Source organism: Dictyobacter formicarum, assembly GCF_016587435.1.
Genome location: NZ_BNJJ01000001.1, coordinates 396,963 through 416,868, shown reverse-complemented (window position 1 = coordinate 416,868; position 19,906 = coordinate 396,963). Strand labels below are relative to the sequence as shown.

Below are 19,906 nucleotides of genomic sequence, written 5' to 3'. Positions count from 1 at the left end.
TTGACAGAACCGACACCACGCCCTATGCTTGGTCTCAGTGGGCTGCTGAATTTGCTGACGTGGGTTGAACACCGGCAGCAGGCCCAAGCTTCATCGCATGAGGAAGGTGGTGCGCTATGTCCAGTCTCTCACTTCACATTGTCCCCCCCGCCCAATTCCAGGTGGGCCATCGGCTGGTGGACGAATTTACCTCAGGTCAATCGTCAACGACTTCTCTGGCTTCTGAGTCACCTCCTCGAGCGCCAGTTGGAGCAAAGTCTCGCCCCGAGCAAGGAGGACAGTGATGAACGCGGCGACTGTGTGGAGTAAATCTGGCTTCACTGCTTTGGACGAGGTGCGTTCAGAGAAACTCCGTCCCTTTCATCAGGAACGGCTTGCGGTCGTCTATGTACGTCAATCTACCGCCCAACAAGTCCTGGACCATCAAGAGTCTACCCGACTGCAATATGGATTGGTGAGCCGAGCCCAGGCGCTGGGATGGGAAGCTTCGCGTATTCTGGTCATTGATGATGACCTGGGCAAGTCAGGAACGAGCACGCAGGGGCGCGCCGGCTTTCAACGCCTGGTCTTGGAGGTGAGCCTGGATCACGTTGGAATCATCTTCGGCGTGGAAATGTCACGCCTAGCCCGCTCTAACAAGGACTGGCATCAACTGTTAGAGTTGTGTGCTCTGTTCCGCACTTTGATCGCTGATGTTGACGGGATCTATGACCCCACGTTGTACAATGATCGGTTATTGCTCGGATTAAAGGGCACCATGTCAGAAGCAGAGCTCCATATCCTCAAACAACGCATGTATCAGGGACGCTTGAGTAAAGCCAGGCGGGGTGACCTCCAGTTTGCCCTGCCCGTTGGCTATGTCTGGAGCTCGACTGGAGAGATCCAGTTCGACCCGGATGAACAGGTGCAGCACGTGGTACGGTTTCTCTTCCGCAAGTTTGACGAACTCGGTACCCTCGGCGGTCTCGTGCGCTATCTGGCTCACCACCAGATCCAGTTGGGGATTCGTGTCCGTGAGGGACCTGGCAAAGGAGAACTGGTCTGGCGCCGTCCCAATCGGGCCACGATCCAGATGATGCTCAAACATCCCTTGTATGCAGGTTCCTACGTCTATGGGCGACGCCAAGAAGATCCACGCCGCAAACAGGGAGAGCGTCCACGAGCGGGACGGGTCGTTGTCTCCCAGGAAGACTGGTTTGTCCTGCTGCCCAATCGGTGTCCGGCTTCCATTTCTCCCGAGCAGGATGAGCGGAATCAGGAGCGGCTGCAAGCCAATCGGGCTCGTGCTGATGCCATGGGAGCAGCACGAGATGGGGCAGCCCTCCTCGCGGGACTGGTTGTCTGTGCACGCTGCGGCTGTCGCCTCACGGTGCATTACGATGGGGGCGGTCCTCTTCACACCTACGCCTGTGTCGAGCGGTACACCCACTACGGCGAACTCAGATGCCAGCATCTGGCAGGTCCGTGCCTGGATCGCTTTGTCATCGCGCAGGTGCTGACGGCTTTGGAGCCTGCCGCCTTAGAATTGTCGCTCGCGGCGACCGAACAGATGGAACAGGAGCGGGCTAAACTGGATCTGCTCTGGCAGCATCGGCGAGAACGGGCGGCGTATGAAGCGGAGCGAGCGGCTCGCCAGTATCATGCGGTCGAGCCGGAACACCGGCTGGTGGCTCGAACGCTGGAACGAGCGTGGGAAGAGAAGCTGCTCGCGCAACAACAACTGGGAGAGGAGTATCATCGGTTTCTCCACCAGAAACCACGCCTCCTTTCGGAGTCTGAACGAGAAGCGATTCGTCGCCTGGCGACCGATATTCCCGCGATCTGGGCGGCTCCAACCACGACGGATGCGGATCGTAAAGAGATCCTCCGGCAGGTTGTCGAGCGCGTCATGGTCGATGTGCAAGGCAACAGCGAGCAGGTGCAGGTGCGGATCGAATGGGTTGGTGGGGGTCACACAGAGGGGATTGTGCTTCGACCTATCGGGACGTTAAGCGAACTCTCGACCTATCCACAGATCTGTCAGCGGGTGCAAGAGTTGACCGAAGCGGGGTGGACGGCAGTGGCGATTGCACAGGTGCTGAATGAGGAAGGCTTTCGCCCACCCCGTTCCACCATGGGATTTCGCCCAGAAACCGTCTCGCAGTTGCAGCACGAGCTCGGGGTGAAAGCGCCCCGCCCGCGCATTCGGCATCGTGAGGGGTTTCAGCCTGATGAATGGTGGCCAACCGAACTGGCTCGTCAGCTTCACATCCCACGCGGGACGCTCTTGCACTGGATTCGTCAAGGGGCGGTTCAAGCGCGCCAGCTCGATGAGCCCTTGCATCGCTGGGTTATCTGGGCCGATGAAGGGGAACAGGAACGGCTCCGGGTCTATCATCAGCGCGCAATCGGGGACGAGTTTCGCCGTTACTGGACCAATGAGCAGTTTGTCGAACAACCCTAATGGAGTTATCATGCCAGTACAACACGAAAGGAAAAAACAATGGCAGCCAGCCAGAAACAAAAAACTACTTTCGTGGGTAGTGTGACTGGGTTATTGAGCGCACCTTCGCCTGGTTGATCCGATGGAGACGATTAGCCCGCGACTATGAGGGGCTTCCTTCCAGTAGCGAGGCCTTCATCCAGATTGCTGCGATCCGTCTTTTCTTGATGCGACTAGCTCCTTTCCGGCTCTAATTGTTCATCTTAAGACACACTCTAAGGGCAAACTATAAATGAAGAACCAAAGAAACAAGAACGGCTAGAACGTCGATCAAGTTCTCAAGCGAAAAATAAGACTTCATGTGAGAGTATGAAGGATGCTGTGTCTTTCGGCTTGGGAAACTTTCTCTCCAACTCAGACAGACGTCAAGGACGTAACTGCTTCTCGATGCTATACTTGTGGTGAAGATAAAGATCAGTTTTTTTGACAAAAAGGGCGAGCAACTTCAGCTCGAAGAGCATGCTACTGTTTCCTACTGGATGCTCCTCTGATAGCCAAGACTCTGACCATGATTCTTCCTATCTTTTCCCATGAAAGGACGTTGGTATGCAATTTATCGTCGTTGCCCACGATGGAACTGATGAACAAGCCCTGCAAAGGAGACTTGCGGTGCGCGAAGCCCATATTGCCTTGGGTGATAGCATGGTTGCCTCAGGTCATCAGTTGTATGGCGTAGCACTGCTGAACGAGACTGACAGGATGATTGGCTCGGTCATCGTCTGTGAATTTGCTTCTCGAGAAGAACTCGACGCATGGCTAGCGAGAGAACCGTATGTCACAGGGGATGTATGGCAACACATTGAGGTCACACCTTGCCGTGTTGGGCCGTCATTTGTGAACAAGTGATGAGTTGTCTGGAAGCGAGGCCGCTTTGCGGACACTATTGCGCGTTGTACGTAAAGTAGAAGCTTTGCAAAGAGGAGTTTGTACGATAATACTACAGGCATAGACTGTCTCCTTAAATACTTCAGACATTTTCCCAAAAGGAGGGCGCTATGCCTGTACCCAAACACAAGCCTACCACATCGGCCCTTGAAGGTTCGACACCGAAGTCCTCATCAAACGTCCTGTCAGAGCAGGAGGAGTTTCGCCAGCATTTACGTCGTCTTGCTGATTGATCCCAAATATACCAGTCAGGTCTGCAGCAAGTGTGGTCAGATCCGCAAGAAAGAACTCAGTGAACGCTGGCACTCATGTGAGTGCGGGTGCGAAATGGATCAGGACCACAACGCGGCTGTGAATATCAAAAATCTTTGGCTCGGACAGAGCCATCAAGGGACGCGCCCCTGAGAAGCTGCGGGGTTTTAACCCCTGCAGAGTGTTACTAGTTATGGGTACGATAACACCAATCGCAAGAACTGCATTATCTACCCCAACGGCGCCGGTCGATTGTGGGCATGACCGACAGCGTGGGCTCCCTGGTGGCCAGTGATGACGAAGATCCCTTCGACGGCGTCGCCAGCAGCAATGTGCAGCGCGGAATTTGTCCACGTGGGATAATGTTTCATGCGGCAGTTCTGGCAGTCACCTGTCCAGGTGCGGGTCACATAAGCACGATGCACGCTGATCGCTGTCCTGAGGTGCTCGTAGGAATGAGGAAAGCGGACACCGTCAAGAAGGTTTGTCGCTCGCTTGAAATTTCGGCTCTCGTAGCCAGATTTCCGTCCCAGGCAGGATATCTGACAACTCGACGCCAGTAATGGTCAATGAGAGCACAGGGTTTGCGGGATCCATATCTATCAGGAGATTCCCTTCCGCATCGCGCCAGGTGTCTACACCAAAGCTCGCGACATGGGCCTGAAGGAGACGTCCATTCGGGAGACGGAGCTCGAGAGGGTCCTCAGGCATAGGCATGATGATGTTGCGTGGAAGATTGCGCAGGAGGACACGTGGGGTGAGCCTGAACGCGCCTTCATAGGAGCCTGCGATGCCTTCAGCCGTTAGTAGGTAAACTTGCATAAGTGCCCTTCTGAATGACCATTGCTTGCTGGAGCGTATCATAGTTGATTCCGGCTGGAAAAGCAAGAGTGGCTTATATATCATTGTGCTTTGTGGGCGGAAAGCGGATCATGCACATTCATATTACCGTGACAACTCAACAGTCCGAATTGCCAGCAATGTTTTCTTCTGAGACTCTCTGTTCGTAATAGAATCGCAACATTTCTATGCTTATGAATCTTGTCTGATGTGATCTTGTGATCCATTTACATTGCTATATCATTATATGATGTATTTTTTATGATATTTTGCTTTCTAATTGTTTTGTGCATAATAATCATTTCTGTCAGTTGTAAAATCAGCGCGGCAATCAGCCCGCCCAGGCCAACAGGAATGAACACTGGAGGATACGTATAAGGAGCGCCTCTAAAAAACATGGTAGAGCAGATACTCAGAGCTATGTAGAGACCGGTGGCGTAGATCCACCAGACCAGTTCATGAAAGACGGCGGCCATGCTTACCAGCCAGGTCGGTCCTCGCTGCTCTCGCAGGCACTCTACTTCAGCGATTGGCGTCGTTGCTGTCAGTGAGCCGGAAAAATAATCGACCACGACATACAGCTGGATTGGGAAACGACGTTGGCCACGTAATGCGGCTCGTTTCGCTTTGTACGGCGTATGAGGGGCGAATTGTAGTGGTACGAGCGGTTTCACCTTGATCACGATATCACCGCTTGTTGTATCGTAGCTGGCCTCGGAAAGATGTTCTGTTGTTGTTTGCTTCAGAAAGGCATCTTGAATGGTTGTGCCCAGTCCCAGATTGAGGCGCAACAACTCTCGTGCCTCATCCGGCCAGGCCTTTTGTTTCAGGAGAAAACGAGAGGAGCGGATCTCAATGTTGACAATAGGGGTCTCTCCTCTCAGGTCCCGGCGTTTCTGCTCAGGAAAAGCGGGATCATTGAGATGAGCCAGAGTACCGATATATCGCACACGATATGTCACTACCCAGCGTTGGCTGAGATTGCGCGGTAACAGGAGAAACATGCCTGCTATGCCGAGCAACAATGAGAGCCAGAACGGCCACGTCGCGGTGAATGGCACACTGGAGATACTCTGCCAGCCATCGATAAAAGACTGCTGCCAGGAATATTGCGCGAGACAGACAAAGCCGTTCACACAGTTTTTTTGATCACTGGTCGATACTGTTGGGATATGCTCACGCGGGAGCAAAAGAGTATTATCGGCAATGACCTGGGTAGCGTCATTGAGTTCTTTCTGGTAGAACTGGATTGACCCGGCGTTGGATTGCATCTCCTCGTTATTGCCGGTTACTAATGAAGACGTGGGCAGGTTTCTGAGATTATCTCGCAAAAGAAATATATTGTCATCGATGTCTGCTCTTAACAATTGTCTATCTGTTGTGATTGAAAGCTGCTCCATTTGCGTTGTTTGCATTGAATCAGAGACAACAAAACTGTTGTCAGGATCCTTTGTTTCGTCCAACAGCTGTTGCAAGAGAGGAAGCTGTGTTGCAAGGATCTTGTCCATGCCTTGAAATCTGTGAAGCTGATTTTCCAATTGAATCGTTTGCTGCTGCAGTTGAGCTTGCTGGTTGGCTTGGTCGCCAAGATTGAAAACAGTGACTCCAATGGAATTGGCCTGGATAACCCACAGAAGCAGCACCACTTGCGCGAACCGCCTGTGAGCGTACGCCGCCTGGCCCAGGATTGCTAAAAAGAAACTGGCAACCACAAAAGGCCAGGCCAGTCGCGTATAATCAGACAGTACAAAACCGATGATGGTACAACCAAGCGCGCTATAAGCACAGCATGTCACGAAAATCTGACCCTGTGAACTTTTGAGGAATGTGCCGAGGCGGCCAGCGTTCTTTTTCTCTGAGTGTTTTTGCACGAATAGCAGGTTTCCTTCTTATTTTTCGTCGGCGAAAAGAGATCATGATAGCACGACAATACATACTGTCTGAGCTGGCGTGCAGTCAAATGTTACCAGATTCTACCTGGTATCGCATATGGATGAGGAACTGTATGATATTGCATACGCTGATCCATATGTGCAACCCGGCTAGCCTTCGGATAAGCAACGTCTTCTTTGCCCTGGAGATTTTTCTATGTCCGTCAGTTCCCGCTCAGCTATTTTAGCAGAAGCACATGCGTATACTTCTATTTGTGGGATAAATGGATTGGATACCTCTACCGATATGAATGTAACGTGGGTGTGTAGTGGTGAGAATACTGCAGAAATATCTGTAGCGAAAGGGTGGGATATTGACCTTCCAGAAGAAAATCAATCCTTTGAGCTGGGTCTATGCCTTCATTGGCGTAGATTTTGTTCTTGATGTGAGCTTATAGAGAACTGTAGTGCATAGCGAAGCTTGCCTAAAAGTTTACTAAAATATTTTATGCTCTATATGCTACTTACCTATAGTGTATTTATGTATTGCAATTTTAGCTTCAAAAGTATTATAATTACTCACCTGATAGCTATGCACAGTACAGTAGGCAATCAACCGTTCCGCGTGGCTGTCCAAGTTTGACGTGTTTTCCGATGAGGAAACCCGCGTATACACCGCGAATTTGGATGTGGCAGGTTGCTCCTTCACGAGCAATGGTTCTGCCACCAGAATAGTGCCGGTATTGTTGGCCAGCAATTTTGCTTGCCTTGTACCATCGCCATGCAGCACGATAGCTGATGCCTTGGAGCCTTGCTTGACATCCTCCCCACGGCTCAAGCCAGGGGTTTTACGGCGCGGTTTGATAATCGATCAATTTCATGCCACTATTCTAACAGACGTGATCATGTTCGTCTGTAGCTGTTCACAGATCGATTGAACGTTTTCCATACTTATCTTGATTGTTCAACAAAAGATTCTCCTGTATTGCATATCGATCCTAATATATTCTCTCTGTGCTGAGTAGTCTCCCACACTGAAGGTGATGCCTGACAGTGGCTAAGAAGAAGTATTCTCATGTGATGGATATAAATGTTTCAGTTTGATTCGCGCATCAGGAGGAGTGAAACGCCATTGCACGATGGCTCTTTGCGCATTGCGCTCTTGCTCCCAAGCCGCGATTTCTTTCTGCAATCGGTCGATATTGTCGATACGCCTCTTGAGACATTGGTTGACGAGGATTGCTAACTCGATTTCGACCATATTCAACCAGCTTCCGTGTAACGGCGTGTAATGCCATTCAATCCGTTTCATCAAGCGGAGCGCCTCTGGAAAAGGAAACGTTTCATACAAAGCTGCGGGCGTATGCGTATTTAAGTTATCGAGGACAAGCCTAACTTTAGAAGCAGAGGCGTATTTTTCGTTCAATACATAGCGGAGACAGTCAGCGAAATCCCGTTTGGTGCGTGTGGCTTTCACCAGGGCATGCCGCCAGCCAGCATGTGGTTCAAACATGAGAAAGGTACTGCATGCCCCATGGCGCGAAAATTCGGTGTCTTCGCGAGCAGGTCGACCCGGCTGCGGTGGTTCTGATAATTGGATGTGCCCAATCAATTGGCAAGGGCGCTCGTCAATGCAGACGACAGGGTATGCTTCGTCGTAAGGCTGCATGTACAGATCGAGGAGGTCTTCCATCCGCCACACAAATTCCGCACCTACTTTGGGAATGCACCACTCTTCTTTGAGCCAGGGCTTGAGGTCGTTTTTTTTAGTACACGACGGACGGTTTCATCAGAAATTTCCTCGACGATGTGAAGTTGGACCAGCTTATTTGCCAACAATTGCAGGGTCCAGTTGGTTCGTCCTTCTGGTGCCTCGCTGCAAGCAAGGGCGACCAGATAGGCTTCTTGTTTGCCATCGAGTTTGGGCATTGCGCCTGGGCGGGGCAATTCATGAAGGGCGTGATCAAGTCCCTTTTGACAATAGCGTTTGCGAACTCGTTGCGCCGTTGCTCGTCCTATTTCCAGCGTCTGCGCTATTTCGTCGTCCAATTTGCCTTGATGGGCGAGAAGCAAGATGTATCCTCGAGCGATGGTTCGTGCTGGATGCTCACCCACTTTGAGGAGATCATGCAGTTGTTCTTGCTCTTCCTTCGTCAGGCTGACTTTATGGATCAGGACCATCACCGTTGTCTCCTTTTTCCTCAGCATACCTCAAGGAGAAGCCAAGCATCAACTTTAGTGTGGGAGACTACTGAGTATGCCTGGCGAAGGCTGATTGGTTGCAATGACATAACTCGATTTGATACGCATAAGCCATGGTCTTTTGTGTGGCTACTTGTGTACCTTATGTGTGTCGAGTATCGTTGTATGGTGCGGTACCGTAGTCATTCTGGACTTCCCCCGTTTTTGTAGAGTCGAGGAAGAAAAGTGTGATAGACTTCGACTCAGGAGGGTCCAATGGCCAAAAAGCAGCGTGTGTACACCACAGAGTTCAAACAGAAGCGGTTCAACTGATGGAAACCAGCGGGAAAAGTATTGCCCAACTGGCACGCGATCTCGGGGTTTCAGATAGCGCACTGCACAGTTGGAGAAAAAGTATTGCTCACCACGGAAATCAAGCTTTTCCGGGAAAAGGACATCAAACAGAGCTGGAAGAAAAACTGCGTCGTCTCGAACGCGAGAATGAAATCCTGCGTCAAGAGCGCGACATTCTAAAAAAAAACGGTGCATATCTTCGCGCAACAGCCATGATGAAGTACCAATGCATATTTGAGCATCACCAGGACTATCCGGTCAAACGGATGTGTGCGGCCTTTTCGGTCTCGGAAAGCGGCTATTATGCCTGGCTCAAACGTGAAACATGTCAGCGAGCCAAGGCCAATGAGCTGCTGCTGCACGAGATTGAACAGATTTTTCATGAGCATCGATCCGTCTATGGAAGTCCACGCATTCACGTTGCTTTACGAGACCAAGGCATGCAGTGTGGAAGAAAGCGTGTGGCTCGCTTGATGCGTCTGCATGGAATCAGCGCTAGGCGACGGCGATCCCGCGTACAAACAACGAACAGCGAGCATTCGTTTCCCATTGCGGCCAATCTTCTCAACAGAAATTTTACCGCTGAGACGCCAGATCGCGTCTGGGTCAGTGATTTTACGTACGTCGGCACACGAGAAGGATGGTTGTATCTTGCCACGGTGCTTGATGTGTATTCGCGCCGCGTTGTAGGCTGGTCCATGAGCCATGAGCGCACGGAAGAATTGGTCCTGGCTGCTCTGCAGATGGCTGTGACCTGGCGCAAGCCCGCTCCTGGCCTCATTCATCATTCCGATCGCGGATCGCAATATGCCAGTCTCTGCTATCAATCCCAGTTGCAGCGGCATGGAATCGTGGCCAGTATGAGTCGCAAAGGCGATTGTTACGATAATGCGCTGGCCGAATCCTTTTTTGCCACGCTCAAAGCCGAATGTGCCGATCGTCAGTCCTATACCACGCGCATTGAGGCTCGGCAAGACCTTTTTCTCTACATAGAAGAATTTTACAATAGGAAACGGCTTCATTCAGCATTAGGCTACGTCAGTCCACTTACTTTTGAAGAAGGAGGGGAACGAGAGAAAAGCGAGTAAATTGACAAAGAGAGATATATGTGCTATCTTTCTCTTTAAAGAAGAAATATTGACGTTACGTATACGTCATATATTTCTCTTTACCACCTATTTCTATGCGTTTCATCTACGTTTTTACGTCGTTCCTCTTGCCCAACTCTCACCTTTGGGCACTCTACAAAAACGGGTCAAGTCCATTCTTTATTTGCGACGAGAGCGTGCGAGGAGGGAAGGGTAGCATCTTGAGCCTGGTTTCTTTCTCGTGACGACTCCTGACGCGGTGTTGGCGTTCTCGATCTGCCCTTTATCCGTCCCAATCCGTCCCGTTCCGATGGCTGCCTACCTCCATGCATCTCTACACATATTAAACAGCCTCATTCTTCAAGCATAGCAGATGAAACAGAGAACCTCCAGGCATTAGTATGTTGATGAGGATAGGATCATGAGCAGGTCTTTGACGCTTTAATTGAATCCTTTAGCGCGAAAACCTTGACGTCCCCGACTTTGAAGTGATCAAAGTTGTCTCTGTAACTTCAGGGCATCTGCATTATTTGGCTCATATTTTAATGCATCTTCTATCATCCTGCGTGCTTCTGATTGTTTGTGCATTTTCAGGTATGCAGTTGCCATTGCAACATAAATATCCACTTCACTTTCGTTAACCATACATGCTCTTCCCAATGCACTTAATGCTATACTCCACTCCTTTTGTTTCATATGAGCCTGGCCTAAATGATACCACGCTCGCCAGATGTTTGGATCGAGCTGGGTTGCCTGCCGCAACGTGCCGATGGCAGCAGGTAACTGTTTAGTTTCAGAATACACTTGCCCCAGTGCTATCATCATTAATGTATGATTGGGATTGAGCTTTAAGCCATCTGTTAGATATGCTTCGGCCTCCCGATATGCGTGCTGTTCCAGCGCAATCAGCCCAAGCTGATAATAAATGGCCTCATCCTTTGGCGCCAGGGTCAGAGCCTTTTTGAAGGCATTGATGGCTTTCGTAGACAGTGCTAGATCACGATAGCACAGGCCGAGTTGAATAGCGGCCTCCGAGGTATCCTGTTTAACTTTCGATGCCTCCTCAAAGTATTCAGCAGCAATTTTCATATTCTGCTTAAAAAGCGGCTGATCACTTTCTTTGAGCGTTTCACCATATTGGCGATAGGCATATCCCAGGTAATAAAGCGTTGTATAGCTGCTGTCTCCCTGGCTTTGTGCCAGCTTAAAATAGGCGATAGCGCCAGAATGATTCTTGTCCTTGAGCAGTTGTAGACCTTCATCGTACGCCGTTTGCTGACCACCTGTATGACTATTGGTTGTTACCGGACGTGCTCGAATAGGCCGCGCTTGTGGAGATGATCCCGATTGTACCGGTCTGGCTTGAATAGGTGGACGGCTCGGAGATGATCCCGATTGTACCGGTCTGGCTCGAATAGGTGGACGGCTCGGAGTTGAAGATCCAGGTACAAAAGATCCGGATACAAGAGGTTGCCCATCCCGTCTACAAAACTTTGCGCCGGGCCGATTGTGGTAACCACAATGGCTACAGATACCTCCTGCACTGTCATCTTTGCTTATTACCAGAACTGGATTTCTTACCGGGGCATTTATCTGCGTTCCCTGATTGGGACCGGCGGTGAAGGTTAGGCTGATATCCTCTCGTATATGTGCATTAAAGGTACTTGCAACGGGTATATCATAGGCAAGATCAGCCTGAACAATACGGACGTGACCCATAAAGGATGGTTCGACCATAAGCTCAAGCAGTACATATTGTACCGTATCTTGTTGCCAGTTTCCTAGCGGGATTATCACCGGGTAGTCTGATAGTGCCACCGGATCAACAGCCTGGATGATGGGCAGGGCCTTCACTGCCTTGCGAAACGTAATACCTGTGGGCGAACGTAAGGTTAGCACTGTGTTATGTACCACTGTTGCCATGCCGTCTTTCACCTGCTGATTGAGGAATTCTACCGCATCTTCAGGCGATTGGATACGTTGAGCTGGTGGACCGCCGCTAAGTTGGCTGATCTCGTCTAACAGGTTTTCATCCCAATCTGATCCAGTACCCAATGTAATGATAGAAATGCCAGCTGCCGCTGCATCGCGCGCGAATTGGCGACAGCGATCAGCATCATCGTGAGTAACACCATCGGTGATCAAGACCATGCGGCTAACCGCGTTGGGGATATTCCAGTGGCGCATTTCGCTCAGTCCATGAGCTATGCCCAGCGACATGGTTGAGCCACCTCTATCCTGAATGCGATCAATGGCAGCTTTCATGCCCGGTTTGTCATTACAAGGCATTGAAGGAATAAGTACTTCTGCCGTATCATCAAAAATAACCACAGAGATGTAGTCTGATGGTTCCAGGTAATCAACGATCTTTTTCGCGGTTTCTCTGGCATTTTTTAGTTTTGCTCCCCTCATTGTGCTGGAATGGTCAATTACCATGGCTACGTTGAGGGGTGCTCGAATTCCTGCCAGGAATTCGGCTGGTTTGGCTTGCAATAAGATGTGTATAATCTGGCTACCACCTGGAGCTGGCAGCGACTCCTTTTCCAAAATATGCGCTAAGCGAACTTCCTTTAAAGCACGCGGATCATTGGGCGTAAGTTTTGTCGTGAAAAGCTCTGCCAGTTCCTCGGGGGCAGCCAGCCCTCCTGGTTGATACCACAGGGCGTGTTGTTCTGGCATTTGCCAGGGATCGGGTTTATTGACCGGGTTAGCCGCTATCTTGTTCAAAGAATCAGGTGTATGTGCCGGATTCGTTGTTATCTTGAGTGGTTGATTGCCTGGTTGCTGAAGTGCGACATTGGGGAAAAAGGGGATATCTGCAATGTCTCCTTCGCTCTGATCGGGAGAATGGAGATGGGGCCGGGGCGCATTCAATGAATCGGCCAGCAGGTCCGTGGCCAGCATATTAAGGTCACGCAGGGACAAATAGGATTTGTTTGCCTGGTGTGGATTGCCGGTTGTGAGGACCTTTAGGAGCGCCTCCGTGAATATCGTATGGTTGCCGTCTTGTGAAATCAGTGAAGGAACCTTGGGTCCTGAGGAACACCATAGTGTCGTTCCTCTCTGGGGATATCCCGTTCCCTGGCTGGTCTCCTTGAAGGCATCAACCGCCTGTTGGAAGGCCACCTGACCGGGTGCGGACTGGAATGAGTGGAAGGCGGCGGCGGCAAAACAGCAGTCTAGAATCAGAATGCGCCGTAGTCGTCGTGTTTTTTCTTTTAGCGTATCGGCTAGCGACGCTATGCCGATACTGGATGCTCGTGGGCTATCGCTGCGAGTACGGCGAATTGCCAGGTAGTATTCAGCTTGAAAGCCAACAAATCCCCCATGACCAACATAGTACACGAGCAAGTCCCTGGCCGCACTTCCCGAGCTTTTCAGCGCTTTTATCCTTTGATCAAGGAAGTCACCAATAGCGCTATCAATATCATCCGCACTCTGGTCTACATCAAAGAGATCTAATAAGTTCTCCGGTGAAAGCCCGAATTGGCGCGGGTTGAGTAGATACTTTTTCAATTGGCTGGCCGAGTTTGTGAATGCTTTTGAACTTTGAAGTTCAGGAAAGCGTGGCCACTGGCTTGCTCCAAGCAGGATAACCAGGGTTGTTTGTGGAGATGGACTTATCTGCAGCATGCTATCTCCATCTCACTTTTTAGCGACCAGCAGTTCAGCTAATTTTAGCGCATCTTTACTGGTGAGGTTTGTGGCAACGATTTCCCCGTCGGCTGTCTTGATAATAATGCCGGTTTTCCGACGAAGTGTGAGCCAATCCCCTACTGCTTTGGCCGTCGCGAGTATGGCAGGTGTGCCCAGGATAAGCACCAATGTTGCTCCAAAATCTTGTGTGTGAGGATTATCTCGTCTGCTCTCTACCTCGATATCAGAGGAAGTATCGAGGAGAACGTCTCGTAATTCGCTGGCATAAATATTTGCTTCTGCACCCGAGATGTTATCAAAATTGATGATGTACGTTTGCTGATCCAAATTATGCTCCTTTGCTATCCTGCCATCCGTTTCAGCTTTTCCTTGCTTTGCTCTCGACTTAACTGGATAAACGTACTGGAGTAGGATTTTTACGTCAGAGGAGGATGGCCTTTGAGCAGACCAGTTTCATCAATAAGCTAGCGGCAAACGCCAAACCATCGCTCCTTCCATCAACTTGTTAAAGAAGGGTTGCTCTGTTTCGACTTTTCTGTGACGAGTGTAGCATAAATCTTGTAAAGTATCCAGTAAAAGAAAAACACTGAATTTGCCCTATTTTCATGGAGAGATGACAAGAGGAGCATGCTTTTCTCTCTGCCATGCATGTGCACATTCTTTCATGTAGCGTATCATTGGTGAATGGAGAAATTGTGCTGTTTTTAGTGGCGTAGGCAGAAGTATATACGCCTCCCTAAAAAATGAAGGGGATACTCTCTCGAACGGCTTCACACATGTGTTGATACGATCCTCAAGATTCGGCAGATTGCCATTTCATGTCACTACTTTTGCCTATTTCTTTATGCCTCTCCTCTCCCTCTCTTCTCGGTTCCCTTCCCCGGCGTTCCCTTCAGGCGTTGCGTACAGTACGAGTGACCCTTCTGCAGAGGGTAAGGAATTTGTTGTTGTTTGTATGTTCACCATCGCAGAGACATCTGGAGGATTGCTTCTCTGACGATGGTGAGAACCTCGTCATGGACATCCTGTCGAACAGATGCAGCGCGGTGTGTGGAAGAAAGAAGAGGGACCTTCCATGACCCAGCATTCGACATCCACCAACAATGCACAGGCACGTAGTGCACATCCTGACTGGACCAGTTTCATTGCGACTGCCATGTTTGAAGGTGGACAGGCCTTTTTGAAAATGATCAGTAGTGCGTCTTCTACGATTGATGAGGCTCAGTTGCAAGCGGATGAGAAGCAGGCAGATCAGCGTCTCGCGCAGGCTTTTGACGCAGCCAGGCGTGATCGCGCGAATTCAGGATCACATCTCTTGTCCGCGGTACGAAACTGGTCGCGTAAGCAAGCCATTGCTATCCTTCGCGAGAAAGGAGCAGGCAAGCAAATTCGGCAAGACTTCTACCAGCCGTTTCAATATGATTTGCAGCAAGAGATCTCGACGATGATTCTTGATCTCCAACTGTTCTGGGAACAGGAAGATGAGCGGCGAGCTGTCGCGAAGCGGAAAGAGGCTGAGCAAGCATTCGACGCAGCATACCCGGTCGTTCGTGGCCTGAATGATGCGGTGTTGGATGGTGAGCGAGAGCGCCGTGCTATCTTTGAATCAGGTCAACAGATGGCTCGCGACTGGGCGAACAACTATGAGGAGAGCGTGAAGACACGTGAGCGGCAGCTTGAAGAGCGTGAAAAGCTCATTAGCCAGCAGGAGCGCGAAACCAGGGAACACCAGCTTGCCCTGCGTTCCCTTGCCAGATGGGATGACCGTGCTTCCTTTGCCAACACCATTGTGAGCACAGGAAAAAACACCATCGGGTGCCTGTTCCTCTGGTTCTTGCTCGTTGCTAGTATTCTGGTCGCGATCTACTTCGCGTTTCCTCATCACTAATCTCACGATGATACGTATGTCTTTCTTGTAGTATTGGCCACGAAGAGGCAGTAGTGCTGTTTTCTTCCCTTGTCCCTTTTTTAATCCTGCCCTATGCATCCAGGCCAGGCTTCGCGGATGCGAAGAAGTGGATCTGGCGCCTCTATGGAGTTCGGATCCATAGAGAGGAGAGAGAATGTGCACGTTCGCTCCCCCTCTGGTTGAGCTTGCTCGTGTGCTATTTCTCTCCTCTCAGGGATGTCGGTATGGGTTAGTCGATCATGTTCGCTCCCGTTCTGGTCGAGCTTGTTCATGGTTTGTGGCTCTACTCATATTCGTGACTCTGTTCCTGGGGAACTCCCTGTACTCAACATCTTACAAGAGAGTTGACGGGCTATGCCCCTCGTCTCTCTTGTAAAACCGTATTTCAAACGCCTCGCGTATGACTGTTTCTACACGTACTCTGTTTTAAACCTCCTCACCAAGAAGCCTGGCGCTCTTTGTATGACAGTCTCTGGAGAAAGAAAAGTGATGGTGAACTGGTGATCTGCCGAACAATGCTCCATGGATCAACAAGCTTTGCAGGCTTGTAGAGGATCATAGAGCGCAGAAAAGAAGGCAGGGTCGTTTCAGGAGAGCGTCAGGGCCAATGAGGTGCGATATATGTGGTTGTCGATGAGCGGTGAGCGGTTATTTGCCGTTTTGGACCTATCCTACTATCCCCTACTCCTGTGCTGCCCCTCTTCTCTATGGGGCTGTTTTGTATGATTGAAGTGAATAGAAAAAAGAAAAGCAGATACACCATCTGCACCTGGCAGCACTGCCACCTCGTATAGTTGTTTTCCCTCGCTTTGATACGTTCACACGAGGATGTCAACTATACACCCATGATCACAGCAACAGAGTTCTGTTCGTTGATCATGAGCTGAAAGACGGATTGCAGGGCCTTCATCATTGCGATGGAAGAACTCTCCTGACGGTCAGCAAAAACTTAGTGTTTCTCGTAGCGCTTTCACCTTGTAGGCAAAAAGAGTAGGGCGCAATCTCAGTAGGATGTTTCATTATAGGTGGCGTAAAGTCTCGCTACGTATTGTATATCGTCGTGTTAAAGCTCTTCTCTGGATGTTGTTGCTTACGCCTATCGTTTCACTGTTTGTGTCTTCGATGCGCCTTCTGGATACAGAAAAAAAGCTCTTTTGCTGGTGGCGATTCGTGTTGTGCTGATGTGAGCGTACTCACGATGGTAGAAAAAGTCATCAGCCGTTCTGCACGACAATGCGCCGTTTGTATGAAAGCGAGCTTACCCAGGAGGGCTTTTTGTGCTTTTTTCAGCACGATAGGAGGCGTTTCTTGTTGATGTCCAGTGATACTCTGACTCGGGGGTATCGCAGAAAGGACGTGGTATGGCCGTCGATATGCGGTTGTTTCTCCACACCATTCATGCTGCACTTGCAAATCGACAATATCAGCATGCCCAATTTCTGGTTGACTACGCGATCAATCGCGCGCAGCGTGGAGCATGTGCTCCAACAGATGGATCCCGGTGTGATGTCAGTATTGGATTGCATCCTGGCCGTGTACGCGACCGGAATGAGGATTGCGTGCTTGTGGTGCAGGGCGTCCGACCGTCTCAGGAGTCCTTTGGCCTGTTTGTGGTTTGTGATGGTATGGGTGGTCACGCTCGTGGACAGGAAGCAGCTCACCTTGCCCTTCAAACGATGCTCGAAGACCTGCTTGCGCACCTGGAAAGCGATGCGGTTCCTCCTTCCTGGGAACGGGTGCTTGTTGAGAGTATTCAGCAGGCAAATCGATCCATTTACCTTCGCAATCTGTGTCTGGATCAAGAACGAATTGCCGATGGCGTTGCCGTCAGTACCTCGCAAATGCGGCATATGGGCACCACGGTGACCGCGCTTTTGCTCCTGGATCATGTGGCCTACATCGCCAACGTTGGTGATAGTCGCACATACCTCTATCATCACTCACTTCAGAAGATTACTCATGACCATTCTCTTGTTGCCCACCTGGTTTCCGAAGGCGTTCTTCGAGCAGAGGAGATCTACACGCATCCGCAGCGTAACCAGATCACGCGCTCTCTCGGTATCAGGCCCCGGGTCGACGTTGATACGTTTGTGCTTTCCCTCCATGATGACGAAACCTTCTTGCTCTGCAGTGATGGGTTGTGGGAGATGACTCGCGATGACAGAATTGAAGCGGTTCTGGCTACGTCCTGGGCTCGTGCCTCTGTTATGACGAGCTGGCTTGTGCAAATAGCTAACGAGGGCGGTGGGACAGATAACATCGCCTGTGTTGTTGTGCAATTACGCCCACACACCGATATCAGTGCAATGGACACAACACGGCTTGAGCCTATCTGTGACGGCACTCAACCAGCTGGAGTGTGAGAAAGGATGGCCATAGTATCTTCTCTTGAAGCTCTAGTGGCCAGTCACGTATAATGCAGAAGTATGATCCTTATGATTGTTTCTCCCGCGCTCTTTTTTCGAATGGTTTAAAAGAGGCGGAATTTTTATCGGCATATGCGGATGGATGTTCTCAATTGGGCGCATTTCGCTGTGCCTGCATGCAACGTTTCAAGGGAGCAGCGGCATTGATGACGCGTGCATCATCACCGTCCTTTTCATCTCTGAGCGTGTACCAGACGGCGTTGGTCGCGCTCCGTACGGGCATCAGTTGTATTCCCATCATGGCCGATGGAACCAAAAGCCCGGCAGTCAGGTGGAAAGCATTTCAACAAGAGCGGCCCACCCGTAGCCATGCACGGCAGTGGTTTTATGACCACGATCATGGTATTGCGTTTATCACCGGGCAGGTGAGCGGCGGTCTGGAGATGCTCGATTTTGATGATTATCTCATCTATCAGCGATTTGCTGAGCGGATGCGGATAGAAGGATTGGATGGGCTCCTGGAGCGGATCGAACGGGGATACACAGAACGGTCCCCAAAAGGCATTCACCTCTACTATCGTTCTCCATTGCTGATTGAGGGCAATATAAAGGTGGCTCAGCGCCCAATTAACGAGCCTCCCTATGTTGTCAGCTTGATTGAAACGAGAGGGGAAGGTGGCTATAGTATTGGTGCCCCCTCTCATGGAGACGTGCACCCCAGCGGTCTGCCGTATGTTGTCCAGCGTGGACATCTGACCACTATTCAAACCATTGACCCTGATGATCGTACGTTGTTGCTCGCTGTTGCTCGCACCCTTGACGAGATGCTACCGTCTCACAGAAACTCTTCCCAAAAAGGACCGCGACCACAGAAGCAATCCAGACAACGTACCAAGAGGCGTCAGCCTGGTACCATCTTCAATGAACAGGCGAGATGGTCAGACATTTTAGTGCCGCACGGTTGGACATGGGTGCGCACCATTGGGAAAGAGGATTTCTGGCGCCGGCCGGGGAAAACCAGTGGGATCAGTGCCACCACCAACTATCAGGGTAGTGGGTACCTTTATGTCTTCTCTACCTCAACGCTCTTTGAACCACGCGTTGGCATCAGTAAATTTGCTGCCTATACCTTTCTGGAACATGGTGGGAACTTTTCGATAGCAACCAGAGCGCTCGCGGCACAAGGATATATCGAAGAGGAACCATCTCTCTCCCCTTTTGACACTCCTTCCTTCTAGTAGTTACATGTTGTAGTGGATGCCAATGGATGCTGCAGCCAGCAGCTGTTGTGTCCATTGTTATCCCTCTCTTCACAGAAAGAAGCCAGATTCATGGAAACCATAATGTCAATCGTGCAGATCCTGCGCGATGAACACTACGACCACGTCTTGTTGCTGGTCGATCCAAAACTCAAAGCCAGGGTACTGGAAGCGTGGGAACACCAATCGCTCGATGGTCACACGCTTTCAGAGCAGTTTCCCGCCACATCGTTGCCCCAGTGTGCTCAGGAGACCCGGATCTGTATCGCCAGCGTGTTTGATATTCAGACGCAGATTGGTGTTGATATGACGCAGCCGTTCTTTACCCGCTTTGATGCCATCATCCTCTGCGATGGTCCCTCAACCGTTCATGGCCCTGTGTGGCATCAAATCGTTGAGATTTTCACGATCCTAGATGTTCGCATGCTGCAGGTTCGCTCGCTTGTATCAGAAGAAAGCGCCTAATCGCTTATCAAAAATGACAGCATGAGCATGCGCTTTCTGTTCACAAGGTGAACGTCAATCAGCGTGTTTTCTCTCCCCCTTCTTCGTTTTCCCTCTGCCGCATGGTTCTCTTCTTCAAGCACTGCGATGGTTCCTACTTTCCCAGCATCCTCCTTTATTCTCGCTTCGTTGTTCTGTTTCTCGTATGCTGCTGTTTCATTTTTTAAGCTGCTTGCGTCCTCTGTGCCTGGCGCAGTGGTGTAAGCAGCCTTTTTATTGAAAAAACGATAGGTAGTTCCATACCACTTCAAGGAGGCT

At 50.4% G+C, this 19,906-nt stretch carries 17 protein-coding genes and 1 pseudogene; 11 read left to right on the top strand and 7 right to left on the bottom strand.

Annotation, left to right across the window (positions count from 1 at the left end):
- Positions 1–116: 116 nt before the first annotated feature.
- The 6 genes and pseudogenes from JMI88_RS01635 to JMI88_RS01615 all read left to right on the top strand — a co-directional run bounded on the left by JMI88_RS01635 (position 117) and on the right by JMI88_RS01615 (position 3,772).
- Positions 117–284 (top strand): hypothetical protein, encoded by a 168-nt coding sequence (locus JMI88_RS01635; protein WP_201360006.1) that lies wholly within the window; start codon positions 117–119, stop codon positions 282–284.
- Positions 284–2,443, top strand: coding sequence for a recombinase family protein (locus JMI88_RS01630; protein WP_201360005.1), 2,160 nt, complete (start codon positions 284–286; stop codon positions 2,441–2,443). Before JMI88_RS01635 ends, JMI88_RS01630 begins: the two co-directional genes overlap by 1 nt.
- A gap of 86 nt (positions 2,444–2,529) precedes the next feature.
- A pseudogene (locus tag JMI88_RS01625) lies at positions 2,530–2,676 on the top strand (transposase); the annotation flags it as partial.
- Positions 2,677–3,028: 352 nt separating this feature from the next.
- Positions 3,029–3,328, top strand: a complete 300-nt coding sequence (locus JMI88_RS01620; RefSeq protein ID WP_201360004.1) for a YciI family protein — start codon at positions 3,029–3,031, stop codon at positions 3,326–3,328.
- 149 nt (positions 3,329–3,477) lie between these two features.
- Entirely contained in the window at positions 3,478–3,600 is a 123-nt protein-coding gene (locus tag JMI88_RS39995; protein WP_268905950.1) for a hypothetical protein, read from the top strand.
- Positions 3,590–3,772: a zinc ribbon domain-containing protein gene (locus JMI88_RS01615; protein WP_236022765.1), complete on the top strand. Its 183-nt coding sequence runs from the start codon at positions 3,590–3,592 to the stop codon at positions 3,770–3,772. Before JMI88_RS39995 ends, JMI88_RS01615 begins: the two co-directional genes overlap by 11 nt.
- Positions 3,773–3,849: 77 nt before the next feature.
- Here JMI88_RS01615 and JMI88_RS01610 read toward each other — a convergent pair whose 3' ends face one another.
- The 4 genes from JMI88_RS01610 to JMI88_RS01595 form a co-directional block, all read right to left on the bottom strand.
- On the bottom strand, positions 3,850–4,044 hold the full coding sequence (locus JMI88_RS01610) for a hypothetical protein (RefSeq protein ID WP_201360003.1): 195 nt from the start codon (positions 4,042–4,044) through the stop codon (positions 3,850–3,852).
- A gap of 49 nt (positions 4,045–4,093) precedes the next feature.
- Positions 4,094–4,441, bottom strand: a complete 348-nt coding sequence (locus JMI88_RS01605; RefSeq protein WP_201360002.1) for a hypothetical protein — start codon at positions 4,439–4,441, stop codon at positions 4,094–4,096.
- A 245-nt stretch (positions 4,442–4,686) separates the two neighbouring features.
- Entirely contained in the window at positions 4,687–6,330 is a 1,644-nt protein-coding gene (locus JMI88_RS01600; RefSeq protein ID WP_201360001.1) for a hypothetical protein, read from the bottom strand.
- A 1,057-nt stretch (positions 6,331–7,387) separates the two neighbouring features.
- Positions 7,388–8,511 (bottom strand): IS630 family transposase gene (locus JMI88_RS01595; RefSeq protein WP_373323728.1). Its coding sequence is split into 2 segments (ribosomal slippage): positions 7,388–8,088 and positions 8,088–8,511, totalling 1,125 coding nucleotides; the frame shifts between segments, so codons are not numbered across the junction.
- Positions 8,512–8,787: 276 nt separating this feature from the next.
- Between JMI88_RS01595 and JMI88_RS01590 the strand changes: the two genes are divergently transcribed.
- Positions 8,788–9,953 (top strand): IS3 family transposase gene (locus JMI88_RS01590; protein WP_201360000.1). Its coding sequence is split into 2 segments (ribosomal slippage): positions 8,788–8,827 and positions 8,827–9,953, totalling 1,167 coding nucleotides; the frame shifts between segments, so codons are not numbered across the junction.
- 492 nt (positions 9,954–10,445) lie between these two features.
- Here JMI88_RS01590 and JMI88_RS01585 read toward each other — a convergent pair.
- On the bottom strand, positions 10,446–13,586 hold the full coding sequence (locus JMI88_RS01585; RefSeq protein WP_201359999.1) for a VWA domain-containing protein: 3,141 nt from the start codon (positions 13,584–13,586) through the stop codon (positions 10,446–10,448).
- Positions 13,587–13,598: 12 nt separating this feature from the next.
- Positions 13,599–13,937, bottom strand: a complete 339-nt coding sequence (locus JMI88_RS01580) for a hypothetical protein (protein ID WP_201359998.1) — start codon at positions 13,935–13,937, stop codon at positions 13,599–13,601.
- Positions 13,938–14,685: 748 nt separating this feature from the next.
- Here JMI88_RS01580 and JMI88_RS01575 point away from each other — a divergent pair.
- The 4 genes from JMI88_RS01575 to JMI88_RS01560 all read left to right on the top strand — a co-directional run bounded on the left by JMI88_RS01575 (position 14,686) and on the right by JMI88_RS01560 (position 19,609).
- Positions 14,686–15,498: a hypothetical protein gene (locus tag JMI88_RS01575; RefSeq protein WP_201359997.1), complete on the top strand. Its 813-nt coding sequence runs from the start codon at positions 14,686–14,688 to the stop codon at positions 15,496–15,498.
- Positions 15,499–16,880: 1,382 nt separating this feature from the next.
- Positions 16,881–17,882: a PP2C family protein-serine/threonine phosphatase gene (locus JMI88_RS01570; RefSeq protein ID WP_201359996.1), complete on the top strand. Its 1,002-nt coding sequence runs from the start codon at positions 16,881–16,883 to the stop codon at positions 17,880–17,882.
- Positions 17,883–18,091: 209 nt separating this feature from the next.
- On the top strand, positions 18,092–19,123 hold the full coding sequence (locus tag JMI88_RS01565) for a bifunctional DNA primase/polymerase (RefSeq protein WP_201359995.1): 1,032 nt from the start codon (positions 18,092–18,094) through the stop codon (positions 19,121–19,123).
- A 93-nt stretch (positions 19,124–19,216) separates the two neighbouring features.
- On the top strand, positions 19,217–19,609 hold the full coding sequence (locus tag JMI88_RS01560) for a hypothetical protein (RefSeq protein WP_201359994.1): 393 nt from the start codon (positions 19,217–19,219) through the stop codon (positions 19,607–19,609).
- Here JMI88_RS01560 and JMI88_RS01555 read toward each other — a convergent pair.
- Positions 19,606–19,899, bottom strand: a complete 294-nt coding sequence (locus tag JMI88_RS01555; protein WP_201359993.1) for a hypothetical protein — start codon at positions 19,897–19,899, stop codon at positions 19,606–19,608. The genes JMI88_RS01560 and JMI88_RS01555 overlap by 4 nt on opposite strands.
- Positions 19,900–19,906: the final 7 nt, after the last annotated feature.